This window comes from Myxococcus sp. AS-1-15, from assembly GCF_020037055.1.
In the GTDB taxonomy this organism is placed as follows: domain Bacteria; phylum Myxococcota; class Myxococcia; order Myxococcales; family Myxococcaceae; genus Myxococcus; species Myxococcus fulvus.
In genome coordinates this window covers 524,423-543,707 of sequence record NZ_JAIQDF010000003.1, presented here as the reverse complement: position 1 = coordinate 543,707, position 19,285 = coordinate 524,423, and the positions used below count along the sequence as shown (strand labels likewise).

Genomic DNA, 19,285 nt, shown 5'->3' with positions numbered 1-19,285 from the left:
GGGCGTTCTGTCTGGGTGGGCACGAGAGACAACCTGGTGACGACAGGAGCACGGATGCGGAACACGGTGGTGATGAGCGTGCTGGTGATGGGCTTGCTGGCCTGCGGAGACGCGCCACCCCGGCCACCGCCGCCGGGCTTCTGTCCGGAGCGTCCCGCCGCCGTGGAGCCCGGGAGGCCCGGTCAGGTGCCGCTGCGGGTGCGCCCGCCCGAGCGGCTCGAGGCGTGGAGGGCCCGCGTGGGGCTCGCGCGCACGCCGTCGGCGGTGGGGGCGCGAGCGCCCGAGCGGCTCGAGGCGGGGAGCGCCCGTGCGGGGCTTGCGCGGGTAGGGTCGTCGGGGTCGCCCGAGGCGTGGCGGGCTGGCGTGGGGCGCGCGCGCGCGTTGTCCGTGGAAGCGCCTGAGCACTTCGCTTCGTGGCGAACCCACGCGGAGCTCTCGCGGGCGGGGACTTCCGAGCGGCTCGAGGCGTGGAGTGCTCGTACGGGGCTCTCGTCCGTGGCGCCATCGGCGCAGACCGCGGTGGACCTGACGGGCCGCTCGTGGTGGGCCACGCCGTGTCTCGTGGGGACTCCGGGCCTGGAGGTGGCGACGCCCCGGGTGGCCGTGACGGAGTCCGGCCGCGCGATGGCGGTGTGGACCGAGAGCGACGGACTCGACGCGTGGCTGTGGGCCAGCGAGTACACGCCGACCACGGGATGGTCTTCCGCGCGCAAGGTGGACCTCTTCCGCGAGCTCCCGGACGACGAGCTCCGGGTGCGGCAGCCGCAGGTCGTCGCCGACGGCGAGGGTCGCGTGCTGTTGATGTGGCTCCAGAGCGAGGGCTCGACGGCGACGCAGCTGTGGTCCGCGCGGCACGTTCCGGGCGAGGGATGGAGCAAGGCGGACCGCGTGCTGGCGCATCCCCTGGGAGACGCGACGCACCTGGAGCTCGCGCGCGACGCGGCGGGCGGCTTCACCGTCATCTGGACGCAGTTCGACGGCGACACGTTCAGCGAGAACGTCTGGACCACCCGCGGCTCGCCCGCGACGGGCTGGGAGCCCGCGCGCCGCATCGACACGCCCGCGCCGGGCTTCTCCCTGGCGCCTCGGGTGTCGGTGAGCTCGGACGGCCACGTGGTGGTGGGGTGGGACCGCTTCGACGAGCTGGAGGGCATCCCCGTGGCGTGGTTCAGCCGGTGGACCCCCTCCGAGGGCTGGAGCGCCGCGGAGCGCCTGAGCCCTCCAGGCGTGGACGGCTTCTACGCGGAGCCCGTGGCGGGGCCGGGCGGCACGGCGCTCGCGCTGTGGAGCGGCCTGGGAGAGGTGGAGGTGGAGCTGTGGGCGCGGCGCTTCGTGCCCGGCTCGGGCTGGTCCACGCCCGAGCGCCTGGAGGAGGTCCTCGGCAGCTCCGGCGCGGCCCAGGCGACCGCGGAGCGGGAGGGACGCACCCTGGTGGTCTGGCCCCGCGCGCGCGACGGCGTCACCCGCTTGTCCAGCCGGCCCTTCGACTTCGCCCGCGGCTTCCGTCCGCGCGAGGACGTGGCCCCGCCGCCGAAGGGGCTCGTCGCCCTGGACCCGCGGGTGGTGTCGGTGAGCCCGTGGGAGTCGCTCGCCGTCTGGACCCAGGAGGTCGAGGGCGGCCGGCGCATCGCCGCCAGTCGCTACGTCCTCGGCCGAGGCTGGGGACCCGCGACCTGGCTCGACACGGAGACCTCCGCACAGACGGGCTTTGCGCACGTGGCCGTGGGCGCGCGGGGCGACGCCGTGGCCACCTGGCTGCACGGGGGCGAGGTGCCCGGCGTGGGCCTCAGCGTCTTCCAATAGACGCGCCCTTGGTCTTTGCTGTCGGACGATGCCTGGTGAGTTCGACTTCATCCGCCGCTTCCTCGGCCACTTCCCCAAGGCCCGGGTGCCGGTGGGCCCCGGGGACGACTGCGCGGTGCTCGCGCCCTCGCGCGGGGCGCTGTGCGTCACCACCGACGCCGTGGTGGAGGACGTGCACTTCACCCGCGCGTCCTTCTCCCCCGCGGACATCGGCCACAAGGCGCTCGCGGTGAACCTCTCGGACGTGGCCTCCATGGGCGCCACGCCGCGCTGGTTCGTCTGCGCGCTCGCGCTGCCCAGGGACTTCCCTCCCGCGCACCTGTCGGGCATCGCCCGGGGCATGGCGGCGCTCGCCCGCGAGCACCGCGTGGCGCTGGTGGGCGGCAACTTCACCTCCGCGCGCGAGCTGTCCATCACCATCACCGCCACCGGCGAGCTCTCCCGCCCTCCGCTCACCCGCGCGGGGGCCCGGCCCGGTGACTGGCTCTACGTGTCCGGCACGCTCGGCGACGCGAGGCTGGGGCTCGCCCACCTGCGCGCCGGGGTGAAGCGCGGCGCCAGCGTCCAACGCCAACGCCGCCCCCGACCTCGCGTCGCCCTGGGCCAGCTCGCCGCGCGCTTCGCATCCGCGGCACTGGATGTTTCCGATGGTCTTGCACAGGACCTGGGTCACCTGTGCACCGCGTCCGGGGTGCGCGCGGTGGTGGAGCTGGCGAAGCTGCCGATGTCGGCCGCGGTGCGGCGGGAGCTGGGCCCCGAGGGGGCGCTGGCGGGCGGGGAGGACTACGAGTTGCTCATGGCCGTCCCCCCGGCGCGGGGGCGTGCCTTCGAGCGGGCGTGTGCTCGGGGCGGCCATCCGGTGACGCGCGTGGGGGCGCTCTCGGAGGGGGTGGGGTGGGTGATCCACGACGAGTCCGGACGCGACGTGCGCCGGCCGGGCGGGTTCGACCACTTCCGACAAGCCTCCCGGGTGGATTGACCCTGCCCGACAGCAAGGCTAAACCCAGGGCGCTTCCGCCCCTCCCCCGAAAGCATCCCGTGCGCCGTCCCCTACGTGACGACACTGCCCCCGGATTGACGCCTCGCCGCGAGCCCCTGCAGCGCCTGGTGCGCGCCGCGGTGGACGGGCGTCGTACGACCAAGGTGGTCTCCCTCCAGTCCAGCATCACCAAGGGTTACGTGGTGCTGGGGCTGGCGCTCACCATCTGGATGGTCGCCTCGGAGCCGCTGGCGCAAGGGCTGGTCGAGATGCTGGGCCTGGACCAGGTGGCGGAGTGGAAGGTGGCCATCCGGATGCTCGGGGCCATTGGAATCACCGGCCTTGCCGCCTTCGCGCTGCCGTCGCTGCTGGCGCGCGTCACGCGCGTGAAGGTGCTGAGCAACTCCGCGTACGAGATTTCGCAGGGCGACCTGTCCAAGCCCGTGGCCGCCGAGGGCGGCAGCACGCGCGACGAAATCGACGAGCTGACGGGCGCCATCATCCGCATGCAGGAGAACCTGCGCGAGCTGGTGGGCAAGATCCAAGAGACGGCCAAGAGCGTGGCCGACACGGCCATCGACCTGCAGCGCTCGGCGGAGAACGTCAACGGCTCCACGGAGGAAGTGGGCTCGTCGATGAACATCATCGCGGGCGGCGCGGAGACGCAGTCGCAGCTGGTGTCCAAGGCCTCCAAGGTCATCACGGAGATGGCCAGCAGCATCCAGCGCACGACGGGCAGCGCGGAGGACGCGGCGCGCACGACGGCGGAGACGAGCAGCGCGGCGGAGGATGGCTCCAAGGCGGCGCGGCTGGCCGGCGACAAGGTGAAGAAGGTCTTCAACCGCATCGAGTCCGCCAGCCAGCAGGTGTTCGCCTTCGGCGAGAAGACGCAGGAGATCTCGAAGATCGTCGACGCCATCACCCAGGTGGCGCAGCAGACGAACCTGCTGGCGCTCAACGCGACGATTGAAGCGGCGCGCGCGGGTGAGTACGGCCGAGGCTTCGCGGTGGTGGCCGACGAGGTGCGCAAGCTGGCGGAGAGCGCGGGCCGTTCCGCCGAGCAGATCTCCAAGCTGGCGCGGGACATCTCCGGTCAGTCGACGTCCGTGGTGAGCGCCATGAAGGAGGGCATCGCGGAGCTGGCGGAGGGCCGCGAGGACCTCACCAACATCGTGCGCTCCATGGGCGCCATCACCGACACCATCCGCAAGGGCTCCGAGAAGGTGCACCTCATCTCCGAGAGCACCCGCGAGCAGCACAAGGGCAGCGAGGAGATGGTGAAGGCCATCGAGGAGATCAAGCTGGTGGCGCGCAACAACGCCGCCTCCACCGAGGCCATCCAGTCCGTCATCCAGGAGCAGACGGCCGCCGTGTCGCGGATGACGTCGCTGGCGAGCGAGCTGACCAACCTCTCCGTCGAGCTGCAGAGCGTGGTGCGCAGCTTCCGTCTGGGGCCATGAGCCAGGGCGCCACCGTCGTGTTGGGCGCCGCGGAGGCGCGGCTGCGCGAGGTGATGCTCGCCCTGCCGGACGTCACCGAGGAGTTCCCCTGGGGACACCGCACCGCGAAGGTGCGCGGGAAGATGTTCGCCATCCTCGTGCTCGACGAGGAGGGGCTGCGCGTCACCACCAAGCTGCCCACGTCCAACGAGGCGGCGCTGATGCTCCCGTTCGCCGAGCCCACGGGCTACGGCCTGGGCAAGAGCGGCTGGGTGACGGCGCGCTTCTCCCCCGGACAGGAGGTCCCGGTGGAGCTGATGGCCCTGTGGATCCAGGAGAGCTTCCGCGCCGTGGCGCCCAAGTCCCTGGGGGACGGTGCGTCCGTGGTGAAGAAGTCCGCCGCGAGCAAGACGAAGGCGGTGGGCGCGGAGTCGACGGTGTCGGGCGCGAAGTCGTCGGGCACGAAGGTGAAGCCCGCCGCCGCGAAGCTGACGACGGCGAGCGCGAAGGTGACGGCGACGGACGCGAAGCTGAAGCCCGCCGCCGCGAAGCCGAAGACGGTGAGCGCGAAGGCGAAGTCGACGGGCGCGAAGGTGAAGGCGGTTGGTGCGAAGGCGAAGTCGGCGAGCGCGAAGGTGAAGTCGTCGGACGCGAAGCTGAAGCCAGCCGCCACGAAGCCGAAGACGGTGAGCGCGAACGTGAAGTCGACGGGCGTGGAGGCGAAGGCCGTGGGGGTGAAGGCGGCACCCGCAGGCTCGAAGACCTCGGGCGCGCAGGTGAAGCGTCCTGGCAAGAAGGTGGCTGCGGCGGCAGGCAAACCGTCCGCGAGGAAAGTGGCGCCCGGGGGGAAGCGGCCCCGCACGGCGCGACGCGCCACGGCGTCCCGCTCAATGCAAAGCTGATACAACACGACCTCTGTGCGGCACGTCATCTTCCGGGTGGAGAAGGAGCGCTACGGACTGCCCTTGTCGGCGGTGCGGGAGGTCGTCGTGCCTCCGGAGCGCTTCACCCGGGTGCCGCGCGCGCCGGCTGCGATTACCGGGGTGATGAACCTGCGGGGCCGGGTGGTGACGGTGGTGGAGCTGCGCCAGCTGTTGGGGCTCCCGGATGGGGCCTCGCCCCCGTCCCGCGTGGTTCTTCTGGACCGCGGCCGGAGGGATCTGGGACTGTTGGTGACGGATGTGGATGGAATCGAGGCGGTCGAGCGGGTGAGCACGGCGCCGGGGAAGTCGACACCGGCCATCCGTGGCGTCGCCCGGCTGGGTGGGCTGGGAGTGACCGTGCTGGACCCGGAGGGACTGGACGCCGCGGTGGTTGCCTTGTTCACCCATTCCAAGTGAGTAGCCCCCTGGAAAGCGCGGGTGCTAGTGTGCGCGCTCCTCTAGGCTAGGCGATTCGGAGGCGGAGTTCTTCACATGGCTAAGCGGGTCCTGGTCGTCGACGATGCCATCTTCATGCGCAACATGATCAAGGACATCTTCGCGTCTGGAGGGTTCGAGGTCGTCGGCGAAGCGGCCAATGGCCTGGAGGCCGTGGAGAAGTACAAGGAGCTCAAGCCCGACCTCACGACGATGGACATCGTCATGCCGTTCAAGAGCGGCATCGAGGCGACGCGGGAGATCATCAAGCACGACAGCAGCGCGGTGGTCATCATGTGCTCCGCGCTCGGTCAGGAGAGCCTGGTGATGGAGGCCATCGAGGCGGGCGCCTCGGACTTCATCGTCAAGCCGTTCCGCGCCGAGGACGTGCTGGGTGTGGTGAAGAAGGTCCTGGGAGTGGGAGGGGCGTGAGCGACGTCGCCCGCGGGCGGTCACTCGGCGCTTTCTGAACGAGGTCGGGCATGACGATGGACATGTCCCGTTACCTGGGCCTCTTCATCTCGGAGGCCACCGAGCACCTCGAGGCGCTCGGCAGGGACCTGGTACAGCTGGAGCGCGAGGGGTCCTCGAGCGCCGTGGACTCGATGTTCCGCCACGCCCACTCCGTGAAGGGCATGGCGTCGTCGATGGGCTTCGAGCCCATCGCGATTCTGGCGCACCGGGTGGAGGACCTGGTGGACGCCGTGCGGCAGGACCGCAGCCGGCTGGACCGGGACCTGGTGGACCTGCTGCTGAGTGCCTCGGACACGCTGCTGGCGCAGGTGCGCGCCGTGGCCGAGGGACATCCTCCGGATGAAGCCGCCCCGCTCCTGGCGCAGCTCGCCGCCCGCGTCACCACGATGACGGGCCACGCCCCCACCGCCACGCGCGTCGCCAAGGTGACCGTGCTCAAGCCGGAGGGCTCCGACGGCGGAGATTCCTCGGGCGGCTCCGGGGGCGGCTCGGGCACGGCGGGTGGTGGCTCTGGCGCGAGTGGTTCGGGCGCGGGCTCGACGGGTGGCTCCGGCGCGAGTGGTTCGGGCGCGGGCTCGACGGGTGGCTCCGGCGCAGGCGGTGGTGGCGCCTCTGGCGCGGGCTCGACGGGTGGTTCGGGTGCCACGGGTGGTGGTTCCTCCGGCGCGGGCTCGACGGATGGTGGTGCTGGCGGGGGTGGCTCTGGCACGACCGGCGGCCCGGGGGCGGGCAGCAGGGGCGCGACGGGCGCGGCAGGTGGTGCGGGCTCGTCTGGCGGCGCGAGTGACGGTGCAGGCTCGACGAGCGGCGTGAGCTCGACGGGCGGCAACGGTTCACCGGGCGGCACGGCCAGTGGTCCAGCCTCTGCGTCCGGTGCCGCTCCCGGCACGTCCTCCCCATCGAACGGCCCCACGGGCACGAGCGGCGCGGACCTCGGTCCCCAGTCGCCGGTCCCCCCCCGACTGACCTCATTGGACCCGGGGGTCGGCGGTGTGCGCGAGGTGCTCGGCATCGGCGCGCCCGCGTCCTCTCCGCACGGCAACGCGTCCACGGGAGCCCCGCTCGGACTCGGTGACGTGGCGTTGAACGACCTGGGCACGGCGCTCAAGGCTGCCTCCACGGCGCCGCTGCCCGGCGAGCGCCCCGAAGGCGGCACGCAGCGCTGGGCGGTGCGGCTGCGCATCTCCCCCACGTGCCAGGTGCCCGGCGTGCGCGCCTTCCTGGTGCACAAGCGGCTCACCACGCTGGGCACGCTGGTGGACCTGCGGCCCGCGCTCGAGGAGCTCAAGGCCGGTCGCATCCCGGACGGCTACATCCAGCTGGAGCTGGAGACGTCCGTGGGCGAGGCGGGCATCCAGCAGTCGCTCAAGAACGTGGCCGAGGTGGACGTCGTCTCGGTGAAGCCCGCCGTGGCGGTCCCCCTCCCCGTGGTCGCCCCGGCGTCGGCGGCGGAGGCGGGGCGCGGCGTGGGCGCGGACTCCTCGTCGCGCACGGTGCGCGTGCGCACGGAGCTGCTCGACTACTTCCTCGACACCGTGGGTGAGCTGATGCTCGCCACGGCGCGCCTGCGCGAGGTGGGCAAGGTGCTGCCGGAGAACGTGCGCCCCGCGCTGGAGGAGGGCGTCTACCGGCTGCACACGCTGGTGAAGGACCTGCACGACAAGGTGATGACGGCGCGCATGACGCCGCTGTCGCTCATCACCGACCGGCTCCCCCGCGCCGCGCGCGACATCGCCCGGCGCAAGGAGCGCGAGGTCGACCTGGTCATCACCGGCGCCGAAATCGAGCTGGACCGCGCCATCCTCGACGAGCTGGCGGACCCGCTGCTGCACCTGCTGCGCAACTGCATCGACCACGGCCTGGAGTCGCCCGAGGAGCGCGTCGCCGCGAAGAAGGGCCCGCGCGGGCGCGTGCTCGTGGCCGTCAAGCGCGCCAGGGACCGCGTCATCATCGAGCTGGAGGACGACGGCCGCGGCATGAACCCCGCGAAGCTGAAGTCCGCCGCGGTGGCGCGCGGGCTGCTCACCCCGGAGGCCGCCGCGCGGATGACGGACCGCGAGGCCTTCATGCTGTCGTGCCTGCCGGGCGTGTCCACGGCCAAGGACGTGACGGACATCTCCGGCCGAGGCGTGGGCATGGACGCCGTCAAGCGCGTGGTGGAGAGCGTGGGTGGCACGCTCGAAATCGACAGCGAGACGGGCCGGGGCACGCGCTTCACGCTGCGGCTGCCGCTGACGGTGGCGGTGGTGCACCTGCTTCTCGTGGAGGTGGGCGAGGAGGTCTTCGGTCTGCCCATCGCCAAGGTGGTGGGCGCCACGGAGGCGGACAGCGACGCGCTCAGCCGCAGCCGCGAGACGGCGCTCCTGCCGCACGGCAACTCGCTGTTGCCCGTGCACGCGCTGGACTCGCTCGTCGGCGTGCCGGCGCCCGGCCTGCGCGGGGTGCGGCCCTTCGTGGTGATGGAGGGGGACTCCGGACGGGTGGCGCTGGGCGTGGACCGGCTGCTCGGCCAGGAGGAAGTGGTGCTCAAGCCGCTGTCGCGCCCGCTGGACCTGTTGCCCGGCCTCTCCGGGGTGACCATCCTCGGCAGCGGCCGTCCGGTCTTCATCCTGGATGTTCCGAGGTTACTGTCCGCGTGAGCCTGCCTCTTCCCAGCGATGCGCAGCTCGATGCCCTGCGCGAGGTGGCCAACATCGGCTGCGGCCATGCGGCCAACGCGCTCTCCCGGCTCATGGGCGGACGTCAGGTGGACCTGTCCGTCCCCCGCGTGGTGCTCACCGGTCCCGAGGACGCCGCGGGGCTGTTGGGCGGCGACGCGTCCGCGGTGGCGGCCTGGCTCGCCATCACCGGGGCCCTGCGGGGCGTGCTGATGCTGGCCCTGCCGGCCTCGGATGCGCAGGCGCTGGAGACGCTGCTGCTGGGCGCGCAGGAGTGCGGGCAGGCCGAGCGCGACAGCGCGGTGTCGGAGGCGGCGAACATCGTCGCGAGCGCGTGCCTGTCCGCCATCGGCAAGCTGACGTCCTGGCGGCTGATGCCGTCGGTGCCCACGCTGCGGCGGGCGAGCGCTCGCGAGCTGGTGGGCGCGGCGGTGGGGCAGGTGGAGGGCGACCCTGGCCGCGTGGTGGTGCTGGAGGCGCGCTTCATGGCGGCGGCCACGCCCCCGGTGAGCGGGCAGCTGTTGCTGGTGCTGGAGCGCGACAGCTCCCGGGCGCTCCTGGCGCGGCTGGGCGTGTAGCCCGTTTCGGGGTACAGGGGCGCCATGGATGAGAAGGCGCTGAAGCAGCTCTTGGGGAGCGTGAAGTCGGGCCGCGTCTCGGTGGATGACGCCGTGGGCAAGCTCAAGGACCTCCCCTTCGCGGAGCTGGGGTACGCGACGCTCGACACCCACCGCAACCTGCGCTTCGGCTTCCCGGAGGTGGTGCTGGGCGAGCCCAAGACGGTGGAGCAGCTGCTGGGCATCGTCGGCGCGCTGGTGGAGCGCAAGCAGACGGTGCTGGTGACGCGGCTGCAGCCGGACAAGGCGGAGGCGCTGGTGGCCCGCTTCCCCAAGGGCCTGTACCACCCGGTGGCGCGCATCTTCCATCTCAAGCAGGGCAAGGTGCGCGCGGGCCGCGTGGCCATCGTCACCGCGGGCACCAGCGACATCCCCGTGGCGGAGGAGGCCGCGGTGACGGCCGAGGCCATGGGCGCGGAGGTGCGCCGCGTCTACGACGTGGGCGTGGCGGGCATCCACCGGCTCTTGCGGCGCCGGGAGGAGATTCAGGAGTGCCACGCCGCGGTGGTGGTGGCGGGCATGGAGGGCGCGCTGGCGAGCGCGTTGGGCGGGCTCGTCGGCATCCCCATCGTCGCGGTGCCCACGTCGGTGGGCTACGGCGCCAACTTCAAGGGCGTGTCCGCGCTGCTGGCGATGGTGAACTCGTGCGCCTCCAACGTGGCGACGGTGAACATCGACAACGGCTTCGGCGGGGGCTTCTACGCCGCGCTCGTCTCGCGCACGAAGGGGCGGCGGTGAGCGGCATGCGGCGCATCCTCTACCTGGAGCCGGTGGGCGGCATCGCCGGGGACATGTTCCTGGCGGCGGGCATCGACCTGGGATTGGAGCCCGCGGCGATTGAGGCGGCGCTGCGGGGGCTGAGCGTCCCGGGCTGGAAGCTGGCGGTGGGCCGCGCGGTGCGCCACGCCATCAGCGGCACGCACCTGGACGTGGTGCTGGACGCGCGCGAGGCCCATCCGCACCGCGCCTACGCGGACATCCGCCGCCTCATCGAGTCCGCGTCCACGCTGCCGCCCCGCGCGAAGGAGCGGGCGCTCGCGGTGTTCCGCGCGATTGGGGAGGCCGAGGCGAAGGTGCACGGCGTCTCCATCGACGACATCCACTTCCACGAGGTGGGCGCCGTGGACTCCATCGTCGACATCTGCGGCGCGGCGGTGGTGCTGGAGCTCTTGGGCGACCCGGAGGTCCACGCGGCGCCGCCCCCCCTGGGCAGCGGCTCCATCCGCGTGGCGCACGGCATGATGCCCATCCCCGTGCCGGCCACGCTGGAGCTCTTGCGAGACGTGCCCGTGCGCTTCGAGGGCGTGGGTGAGCTGACCACGCCCACCGGCGCGGCGCTGCTCAAGGTGCTCGCGAAGATTGGCCACCCGCCCGACTTCATCGTCGAGAAGGTGGGCTACGGCGTGGGCACGAAGGACTTCCGCGACAGGCCCAACGTGCTGCGCGCGTCGCTGGGGCGGCTGGAGGACTCGCGCACCGAGGGCCTGTGGGTGGTGGAGGCGAACCTGGACGACGCCACGCCGCAGCTCTTGGGGCACCTGGTGGAGCGGCTGCTCGCGGTGGGCGCGCTGGATGCGTGGGTGGCGCCCGTCGTGATGAAGAAGGGCCGCCCGGGGCACCTCTTGAGCGCGCTGGTGGAGGGCGGCCTGCGCGACACCACGGTGGACCTGCTCCTGCGCGAGTCCACGTCCCTGGGCGTGCGCTACCACCGCGTCGAGCGTCAGGCCCTGGCGCGCGACTGGGTGGAGGTGCAGACGCCGTGGGGGCGCGTGCGCGTGAAGCGCGGCCTGCGGGACGGCGCCGTCCTCAACGCGCATCCGGAGTTCGACGACTGCCGCCGCGTCGCCGAGGCCGCCGGGGTCCCCGTGAAGCAGGTGGTGGCCGCCGCCCTGGTGGCGCTCGGCCTGCCCTCCTGACGTGACTCAGCCCGCGTCCAGATGACGGATGAACGCCGGGCCCTGGTCATGCGAAAACATTTCGAGTAGAATGTTTTCAGCAGAGGGGGAAATTACATGACTGATGCAATTCGTAGGGGTCTGGGTCCTATCATCCGCACCGTGGCGAACGCCACTGTCCAGCAGGCGGTGCCGCCCGCGATGCAGCCGGCGGCCAAGGCGGTGGTGGACTTCGCGGTGTCCTCGTTCGAGCAGGGCAAGCCCGCACGGGCTCCGGTGGCCTTGAACGTCATGCCGCCGCCGACGGTGATTCTCGGCAGCCCCACCGTCATCCCGCCTCCCGCCACCCCCGTCACCGCCGCCCCGGTCTCCGCGAACCAGGGGGATGGGCAGGTGCAGCCGGGGGACAAGCGGACGGTGACCACGGGGGATGACACGCTGAACCTCCGCCCCGAGGCGGGGACGTCCCAGAAGCCCACGGGCAGCTTCCCCTCGGGCGCGCGGCTGGAGGTGGCCACGCCGCCGGATGGCGGGTCGTCGGAGAAGAACGGCTTCATCTACGTGCGCGGGCCCGGCGGGGAGACGGGCTGGGTGAGCGCGGAGTTCACGCGGGAGCTGACGGCGGAGGAGGCCGCGCAGCCCGCCGCCACGGGTGGCATCACCACGCCGGCCGCCGCCGCGTACCAGAGCGTCTTCGTCAACCAGTTCGCCGCCGAGAAGGAGGTGGGCGGCGACGCCAGCAACGCCAACTGCGGACCTTCCTCCACGCTGACGGCGCTGCTCAACGAGGGGCTGGAGATTCCGGCCATCCCAGGCATCGAGCACAACGGCACCACGGGCGCGGACGTGCAGGCGGTGCGCTACTGGGGCAACCAGGCGGACGACACGGACAGCGACGGCGTCTACACGAAGGAGGACGGCACGCTGGCGTACTCGCTGGATGGGACGGGCAACGAGAACTCCACGTTCACCGGCTTCAAGGACGTGGAGAACGCGGTGGCCGCGGCGGGTGGGACGACGTCGAGCGTGGCCGCGAACTCGACGGCCATCATGACGGCCATCGACAACGGCAGCACCGTGGTCATCTCCGGCACCTTCGTGGAGAAGAAGCCGGCCCCGGAGGGGACGCCCGAGGCGCTGGTGAGCCCCGAGGGGAACCTCTACGTCGACAGCGACAATGACGGCGCGCCGGACCTGCGGAATGGCGTGCCCGACGAGTGGCACCAGAAGGCGGACACGTGGAAGGGCCAGCACGGCTCCACCCAGCACCTGGTCGCCGTGGTGGGCAGGACGCCCGAGGGCAACTTCATCGTCTGCGACCCCGCGCACACGAAGCCGACGGCGGCTCCCATCGAGCTGTCTCCCGCGGAGCTGGATGCCTTCATGCGCGGCAACGCCGGCGCCATCGCCGTCAACGGGGCGAGCACCCCGGAGACCGAGACCACCGGCGGGTAGTGCCCGTGTGAGCGCGACCGCTTCCTCGGTGCGAAGGGGGAGCGGTCAGCGCGAGCACCGCGAGGAACCGTGCGCACGCGGTGCCTCGCTGGCTCGACGGAGGCGCCAGCGGCGGCAGCAGTCGCGAGCGCGCTCCTTCTCCGGCTCGAAGAGGGCGGCGGTCAGCGCAGGCGCCAGCGGTGGCGCAACGCCGACCTGGGCACGAACAGCAGCACGAAGACGATGAGCAGCCAGGCGCCCACCACGCGGGTGTTGCCCGTCCCGAAGCGCATCAGGCCCGCGCACACGCCGACGCAGCCCGCCACCGTGAGGCACCGCGTGAGCGTGTTGGGCAGCAGCGCCAGCAGCCCCGTGCCCACGGTGGAGTGCCGCGCGAAGATGCGCCAGCCCCGGTAGGACTGCTCCTCGGCGCGCAGCTTCTCCAGGAGATACGCGTAGCGCTCCGAGTCCGCGCGGCGCTCCTGCTCCAGCCGTTCGAGCGCGCCCTGTCGCTCCTCGCCCAGTTCACGGGCGCGCGCCTCTCGCCGCTCCGCCGCGAGCCTGGCCCGATGCTCCAGTTGCTGCGGTGTCCCCAGGTCCGCGCCGCACTGCTGACAGAGCTTCGCGAAGCGACCGTTGTCGGAGTCGCAGATGGCGCAGCGGGGGAAGTCCCAGGCCTCCTCCATGCTCGCGGCGCGCGGCTCCAGCACCACGGGCGCCTCCGCCTTGAAGCGCTCCAGGTGGGCCTCGGGGACGTCGCCCTGGGGCATCGCGCCGCGCTCGGCGATGTCCTCGAAGCGGCGGCCACCGTCCTGCAACTGGGAGGGTTGCTCGCGCTTCGAGCGCTCACTCCGGTCCTTCTCCAGGTGCAGGAAGCGCGACAGCTTGGGACTCATGGCGCCCTCTCGACCAGCGCGCCCGAGGACGAGGCCGGACGCGTGCGCCCCTTGGCCCAGTCGCGCAGGCGGCGAATCTCGTCCCGCATCGTCACCGACAGCGGGAAGGTGTCCCGCAGGGTGCGCACCAGGTGCTGCTGCGCCAGCTCGGAGTTCTCCGCGAAGGCTTCATACAGACCGGCCACCACCACCTGCTCGATTTCGGCGCCGCTGAAGCCCTGGGTGAGCGTGGCCAGTTCCGCCACGTCGAAGTCCGAGGGCTCGCGCTTCCGGCGTCGCAGGTGGATGCGGAAGATGTCCTCGCGCTCGGCCTGCTCGGGCAGGTCGATGAAGAAGATCTCGTCGAAGCGGCCCTTGCGCAGCACCTCCGGGGGCAGGCCCTCGATGCGGTTGGCGGTGGCGACGACGAACACGGGCGCCGTCTTCTCCTGGAGCCACGTGAGCAGCGTGCCGAAGACGCGCGCGGACACGCCGCTGTCCGCGGTGCTCGAGGAGGCCACGCCCGACAGCCCCTTCTCGATTTCGTCCACCCACAGCACCACCGGCGCCACGCCCTCGGCCACGCGGATGGCCTTGCGCAGGTTCTCCTCGGACGAGCCGATGAGCCCGCTGAAGATGCGGCCCATGTCCAGGCGCAGGAGCGGCAGGTTCCAGTGCGCGCTGATGGCCTTCGCGGTGAGGCTCTTGCCGCAGCCCTGCACGCCGAGCAGCAGCAGCCCCCGAGGCTCGGGGAGGCCGAATTGTCGGGCCCGCTCGCCGAAGGCCGCGGTGCGCTGGCTCAGCCAGGCCTTGAGGTACTCCAGGCCGCCCACGTTGCCCAGGGACTCCTCGGGCGGGTAGTACTCGAGCAGCCCGCTCTTGCGAATCACCTGGCGCTTCTCGTCCTGGATGCGCTTGATGTCCTCGGGGCCCAGCTTGCCGTCATGGGCGATGGCCTTGGCGAAGGCGTTCTCCGCCTCCGACATCGTCAGCCCGAGCGCGGCCTTGATGAGCTGGTCGGCGTGCTCGCGCGACAGCTCGATGGTCGCCTTGTTCGTGCGGCGCACCACCGCGACGATTTCCCTCAGGAGCTTGAGCAAGTCGTTGTACCCGGGCATGGGCACGTCGATGACGGAGACCTCCTTCTCCAGCTCCACGGGGATGAGCAGCGTGGGCGACAGGAGGATGAGGGTGGTGAAGGTGCTCTTGAGGAAGTGCGCCAGCTCCCGCAGGGCGCGCACCACGCCCTTCTCCTCCAGGTAGGGATGGAAGTCCTTGAGGACCACCAGCGCGGGCTCGCCCAGCTTCTCGATGGCGGCCAGCGCGTCGAGGGGGTTGCGCGTGTCGTCGGGCAGCGGCGCGGCGCGCGTGGTGCCGGAGGCGCGCAGGCCCTTGGTGATGGACCACTGGAACAGCGCCTTGCCATGCGCGCGCGCCAGCTCCGCGAGGATGGCGTCCACGCGGTGCTCCTCCCACGACACCAGGTAGAGCAGCGGGTAGCGGGCCCGCACGAGGATGTCGAGCTCCTCGAGCCATGGCTCGGCGGGACGGTGGGCGTTGGCGCTGCCAGGGGTGGGGGACGACATTCCCCCGCTACTCTAGTGGGCCCCCTCGCCAGACGAAAACGAGGGCCCCCTGCAATGGCTTGCGCCCGACAGGGGAGCGAGCGCGAGGGTGGGGTCACCCGTGCTTGGAGGTGTGCGTCATGGGGACTCGACGCCCCTCGGAGTCGGAGCGGAGCGCCGCCGCGAGGACCTCCTGGACGAGGGCACCATCCTCCACGGTGGCGAGCCCGTCGCGAGGCGCGTGACCTCGCAGGCCGAGGAACCGGCGCGCGGTCTCCACGTGGGCCTGGGCCCAGGGCTCGAGCTGTCCGGGGTGGGGCTCGGCGCCGGGGGCGACGTCGCTCCAGCCGCCGTGCTCGAAGCCGCGGATGGAGGAGATGCACCAGCCTTCGCGTGAGGGCACATAGCCCGCGGAGAAGCCCACCTCCCAGTCCTGGCCGAGCAGGCTCCAGCCTCCGTGGATGCCGGGCTCCGCGCAGGCGGCGTGGGTGAGGACGAGCACCACGCCGTTGGAGAGCCCGACGTGCAGCGCGGCGGTGTGGACGGGGCGACCGGAGAGCGTGGCCTGCACCCACAGCGGCTTCGCGTCCGTCAGCCACATCGCGGCGTCGAGCACGTGGGACAGGCCGCCCCAATCTCCCGAGGCGTCCTCGACGTTGGATGGATGGCGCGAGACGAAGCCGGTGCGGAGCGTGACGACGAGGTGCTGCACCTTGCGCCCCGAGAGCCAGGACTTCAGGGCTCGGAGGGGTGGCAGCATGCGGTAGGGGAAGTTGACGGCGCTGGGGCTCGACAGCGCACGGGCGCGGAGGACGACGCGCCGAGCGTCCTCGACGGTGCGCGTGAGGGGCTTCTCGCACAGCACCGCGCGCCCGGCTTCGAGGGCCGTGAGCAGGTGGGGCGCGTGCAGTGCGTCGGGGCTCGCGACCACGACGGCGTCCACGGCGGCGCACAGCTCATGGACCTCCGTGGTGGCGAGGGGAATCCCCTCACGCTCGGCCACCGCGCGCGTGGACTCCGGTGAGCGGCCGCACAGCGCCACCACCTGCGCGCCCGTCGCGCGGAACGCACCCACGTGCATGAGTCCCCATCGGGTGCCGATGATGCCGATGCGCGTCGTCATGCGGCGCAGCCTGCCAGAGATGCCCCGCGTGCGTGCTCGTGAGTGACCTCATGCGCCTGCATGCCATGAGGCACGTTGTCCTGCCGTGCCGCCCGCCATGGGGACCCGCGTGCGCGTTTGAGAGTGATACGGAGGTGCCTCTCGCGCCTCCTCGTCATGGCGCCTCGTCATGCGGTACAGCCCGCGAGCGCTGGCGCGCGCGCGACCCGGCGACGCCCGTTCCATCTCCATGCCATGCTGCGCCGCGCCCGTCCTCCCCGAGTCCGGACATGACCGAGCAAAGGCCCGCCATGCAGCCCGCAGTCCCGCTCGACGCTCCCGCCGTCGACAGCGTCGCGCCGTTCTATCCGCCCGTGCGCGGGAGCCGTGAGGAGGCGCGCACCCCGCTGCTGCTCGCGGCCGTGCTCGCGCCCATCCTCGTCGCCACGTTCTTCCTCAGCCCCGCCGGCAAGCTCAACTGGTTGCTGGAGGTGGGCCCCGGTCTCGCCGGCATGATGGCGCTGGCCGCCACGTTCCGCCGCTTCCCGATGTCGCGCTGGGTCTACGTCTGCGTCTTCCTGCACATCCTCGTGCTGACCTACGGCGGCTACTACACCTACGCGCTCACGCCCCTGGGAAACTGGGTGCGCGACGCGCTGGAGCTGTCGCGCAATCCCTACGACCGGCTGGGGCACTTCGTGCAGGGCTTCTTCCCCGCGTTCATCATCCGCGAGGTCCTGCTGCGCTCCACGCCGCTGCGTCGGGGCGGGTGGCTCAACTTCCTCACCGGCTCGGTGGCGCTGGCCATCAGCGCCTTCTACGAGCTGCTCGAGTGGTGGGCCGCGCTCGCGCTGGACCCGGCCGGCGGTGACGCGTTCCTCGGCACCCAGGGCGACATCTGGGATGCGCAGTGGGACATGTTCCTCGCCCTCTGCGGCGCCGTGCTGGCCATGCTCCTCTTCGGCCGCGCCCACCTGAGGAGCGTGGAGCGCCTGGTGACCCGCGCCCGCGTCACATCCACTTGAGCGAGTAGCGCTGCATCCCCATGCGAGGCGTCGTCTTCGCCTCGGTGACAATCTTCCCGAAGCCCATCAGGAAGCCCCGGAACGTCCCCAACAGCAGCGGGGCCGGCAGCCGCGAGCCGCTCTCCAGCTCCGCCGCCAGCGGCATGAAGGCCACCGTGCGCGCGCTGTCCGTCGAGGGCAGCCCCTTCACCAGCGAGCGCAGCACCGAGTCGAAGTCTCCGAACACCTTCTCCACCGAGTCGAAGCCCCTGGCCCGCGCCAGCGGCAACGTGCGCATCCCCGAGCGCTGGGCGATGGCCTCCACCGCCCGGTCTCCCAGCGACTTGTGCAGCTCGCGCATGATGTGCACGTAGTCCTCCCACGCGTACCACGTGTCGTCACGCATGCCGTTGATGGTGCGCTGGTGCGTGGGAAAACGCGACGCCGCCGCCGTCATCGAGCCGAGGATGGCCTTGAACCAGGCGCCCTGGATTTCGCCGGACATGGAGTGCTCCCCCTGACGTGGAGACACTCCACCTTCATGCCGCGCCCGGAGCCAGTCTGGGGCCTCCGCCTGCGTGCACGGCTCGACGCTCGCCGTGCGCTTCCGTCACCCGGTGGATGCTCCGCGCGTGCGCCGGATGACAGCCGCCCTCACGCCGGCAGCCGCACCTGCACCCGCGTGTGCCCCGGCGCGGAGAGCACGCGCACGTCCCCGCCATGCCGCTCGATGATGCGCCGGCTGATGTCCAACCCCAGCCCCGCCGCGTTCGGCTTCGTGCTGAAGAAGGGCTCGAAGATGCGCGGCATCAAGTCCCGCGGAATGCCCGGGCCGTCGTCCGCCACCTCCACCACCAGCCCCCGCGCCTCCGTCCACGTGCGCAGCCGCAGCGTGCCGCCCCGCTCCCCCAGCGCCTCCAGCGCGTTGAGCACCAGCTGCGTCCACACCTCGTCGAGCGCGTGGGCCTCCGCCTGGAGCTTCGGCGCGTCCGAGGCGAACTGCCGCTCGATGCGGACGTGGTCTCCCTCCAGCCGGTGACGCAGCGCCGACAGCGCGTTCTCCAGGCCTTCGTGGACGTCCACCTCGGAGGGTTGCGCCCGGTCCATGAAGCTGTAGGCCTTCACGCCCTCCACCAGCGCGTGCACCCGCGCGCTGCCGCGCTCCACCTCCGCCAGCAGCACGTCACCGCTCACCGCGGCCACCAACCAGGACAGCGTGTCGCGCAGCAGCGCCTCACCCACGCGGCGCGCCACCGAGTCCAGCCAGGCCACATCCAGCCCGGAGGCCACCAGCGCGGGCGCCACGTCCCACGCGTCCGTCATCCCGCGAAGCTCCAGCCACGAGCCGATCTCCTCCTCGCGCTGCGTGCGCGCGAGCGGCTCCAGCGCCGGCGTGGCCCGCGCGCGGTCGGCGGCCTCGCGGGGCAGGGCCAAGAGCGCCCCGCGCTGCGCGGAGGACAGTCCGTGCTGCCCGAGCGCCATCGCCCGCGCGGACACCAGCCGCAGCGTGTCCCGCAGCCGCGACGCGCTCCGGTTCGCCGACGCCGCGGGGTTGCCCAGCTCCGGCGCGAGCCCCGCCACCATCTGCCCCGGCTTCAACGCCAGCGGCTGCTGCGTGGACACCACCTCCTGCGGCTGGGTGCGCTGGGCCGCGACCTCCATCAGCCCCCGGCTCAAGGACGGCGCCAGTCGCAAGAGCTCCCAGAAGGCGGCGGGCTCCAACCTCAGCAGGCGCACGTCCGTGTGCGCGTGCCCGGTGGTGGGGTAGGGCGAGTTCAGGAAGAGGATGAGCTCCCCGAAGATGTCGCCTGCCTCCAGCGCGCCGGTGGGCGTGTCCTGCTCGCCCACGCGGCGGGCCCACACCGTGCGGCCCTCGAGGATGATGGAGAGCCCGTCCGCCGGGTCGCCCTGCGCGGCGACGCGGGCCCCCGCTGGGAAGTGGAGCTGCCGCCCATGGCTGGCCACCCAGTGCAGTTGCTCGTCGCCCAGCCGGGAGAACAGCGGTACCCGGCGCAGCGCTGTGACGATGTCCTCGCTTCCCATGTCGCCTGGATGCTGCCTGGGTGGACGGAAGGGTGTCCAT

17 protein-coding genes are annotated in these 19,285 nt (G+C 72.1%); 12 read left to right on the top strand and 5 right to left on the bottom strand.

Annotation, left to right across the window (positions count from 1 at the left end; all coding sequences use genetic code 11):
• Positions 1-54: 54 nt before the first annotated feature.
• From K8625_RS11690 to K8625_RS11640, 11 genes are all read left to right on the top strand, one after another.
• Positions 55-1,803, top strand: coding sequence for a hypothetical protein (locus K8625_RS11690; protein ID WP_223782758.1), 1,749 nt, complete (start codon positions 55-57; stop codon positions 1,801-1,803).
• A gap of 28 nt (positions 1,804-1,831) precedes the next feature.
• Positions 1,832-2,782, top strand: a complete 951-nt coding sequence (gene thiL / locus K8625_RS11685) for a thiamine-phosphate kinase (protein ID WP_223782757.1) — start codon at positions 1,832-1,834, stop codon at positions 2,780-2,782.
• A 116-nt stretch (positions 2,783-2,898) separates the two neighbouring features.
• Positions 2,899-4,242, top strand: coding sequence for a methyl-accepting chemotaxis protein (locus K8625_RS11680; RefSeq protein ID WP_255653669.1), 1,344 nt, complete (start codon positions 2,899-2,901; stop codon positions 4,240-4,242).
• Entirely contained in the window at positions 4,239-5,123 is an 885-nt protein-coding gene (locus tag K8625_RS11675) for an MmcQ/YjbR family DNA-binding protein (protein ID WP_223782756.1), read from the top strand. Before K8625_RS11680 ends, K8625_RS11675 begins: the two co-directional genes overlap by 4 nt.
• A gap of 15 nt (positions 5,124-5,138) precedes the next feature.
• The gene (locus tag K8625_RS11670; protein WP_046716504.1) at positions 5,139-5,561 is read left to right on the top strand and encodes a chemotaxis protein CheW; all 423 of its coding nucleotides are present in this window, start codon (positions 5,139-5,141) and stop codon (positions 5,559-5,561) included.
• Between the two features lie 75 nt (positions 5,562-5,636).
• Positions 5,637-6,011 (top strand): response regulator, encoded by a 375-nt coding sequence (locus tag K8625_RS11665; protein WP_046716503.1) that lies wholly within the window; start codon positions 5,637-5,639, stop codon positions 6,009-6,011.
• Between the two features lie 50 nt (positions 6,012-6,061).
• Complete coding sequence (locus K8625_RS11660; RefSeq protein ID WP_223782755.1) at positions 6,062-8,692, top strand: chemotaxis protein CheA; 2,631 nt, start codon at positions 6,062-6,064, stop codon at positions 8,690-8,692.
• On the top strand, positions 8,689-9,288 hold the full coding sequence (locus tag K8625_RS11655) for a chemotaxis protein CheC (protein ID WP_223750695.1): 600 nt from the start codon (positions 8,689-8,691) through the stop codon (positions 9,286-9,288). The genes K8625_RS11660 and K8625_RS11655 overlap by 4 nt, the downstream gene beginning before the upstream one ends.
• Before the next feature lie 24 nt (positions 9,289-9,312).
• Positions 9,313-10,065, top strand: a complete 753-nt coding sequence (gene larB / locus K8625_RS11650; protein ID WP_046716500.1) for a nickel pincer cofactor biosynthesis protein LarB — start codon at positions 9,313-9,315, stop codon at positions 10,063-10,065.
• A 5-nt stretch (positions 10,066-10,070) separates the two neighbouring features.
• Complete coding sequence (gene larC, locus K8625_RS11645) at positions 10,071-11,243, top strand: nickel pincer cofactor biosynthesis protein LarC (protein ID WP_223782903.1); 1,173 nt, start codon at positions 10,071-10,073, stop codon at positions 11,241-11,243.
• A 141-nt stretch (positions 11,244-11,384) separates the two neighbouring features.
• Positions 11,385-12,677, top strand: a complete 1,293-nt coding sequence (locus tag K8625_RS11640; RefSeq protein ID WP_223782754.1) for an SH3 domain-containing protein — start codon at positions 11,385-11,387, stop codon at positions 12,675-12,677.
• 161 nt (positions 12,678-12,838) lie between these two features.
• Here the strand turns inward: K8625_RS11640 and K8625_RS11635 are convergent, their stop codons facing one another.
• From K8625_RS11635 to K8625_RS11625, 3 genes are all read right to left on the bottom strand, one after another.
• Complete coding sequence (locus tag K8625_RS11635; protein WP_223782753.1) at positions 12,839-13,552, bottom strand: hypothetical protein; 714 nt, start codon at positions 13,550-13,552, stop codon at positions 12,839-12,841.
• Complete coding sequence (locus K8625_RS11630; RefSeq protein WP_223750699.1) at positions 13,549-15,117, bottom strand: AAA family ATPase; 1,569 nt, start codon at positions 15,115-15,117, stop codon at positions 13,549-13,551. Before K8625_RS11630 ends, K8625_RS11635 begins: the two co-directional genes overlap by 4 nt.
• A gap of 94 nt (positions 15,118-15,211) precedes the next feature.
• On the bottom strand, positions 15,212-16,219 hold the full coding sequence (locus K8625_RS11625) for a Gfo/Idh/MocA family protein (RefSeq protein ID WP_223782752.1): 1,008 nt from the start codon (positions 16,217-16,219) through the stop codon (positions 15,212-15,214).
• Between the two features lie 269 nt (positions 16,220-16,488).
• Here K8625_RS11625 and K8625_RS11620 point away from each other — a divergent pair, with 269 nt between their 5' ends.
• Positions 16,489-17,223 carry a DUF2238 domain-containing protein gene (locus tag K8625_RS11620; RefSeq protein ID WP_223782751.1) on the top strand — a complete coding sequence of 245 codons (735 nt, stop codon included), beginning with the start codon at positions 16,489-16,491 and terminating at the stop codon, positions 17,221-17,223.
• On the opposite strand, the gene K8625_RS11615 is transcribed toward K8625_RS11620, so the two are convergent.
• Positions 17,210-17,707, bottom strand: a complete 498-nt coding sequence (locus K8625_RS11615; RefSeq protein WP_223782750.1) for a hypothetical protein — start codon at positions 17,705-17,707, stop codon at positions 17,210-17,212. The two genes, K8625_RS11620 and K8625_RS11615, sit on opposite strands and share 14 nt — an antisense overlap.
• 149 nt (positions 17,708-17,856) lie before the next feature.
• A complete protein-coding gene (locus K8625_RS11610) occupies positions 17,857-19,245 on the bottom strand; it encodes an ATP-binding protein (RefSeq protein ID WP_223782749.1) in 1,389 nt (462 codons plus the stop codon).
• Between the last annotated feature and the right edge of the window lie 40 nt (positions 19,246-19,285).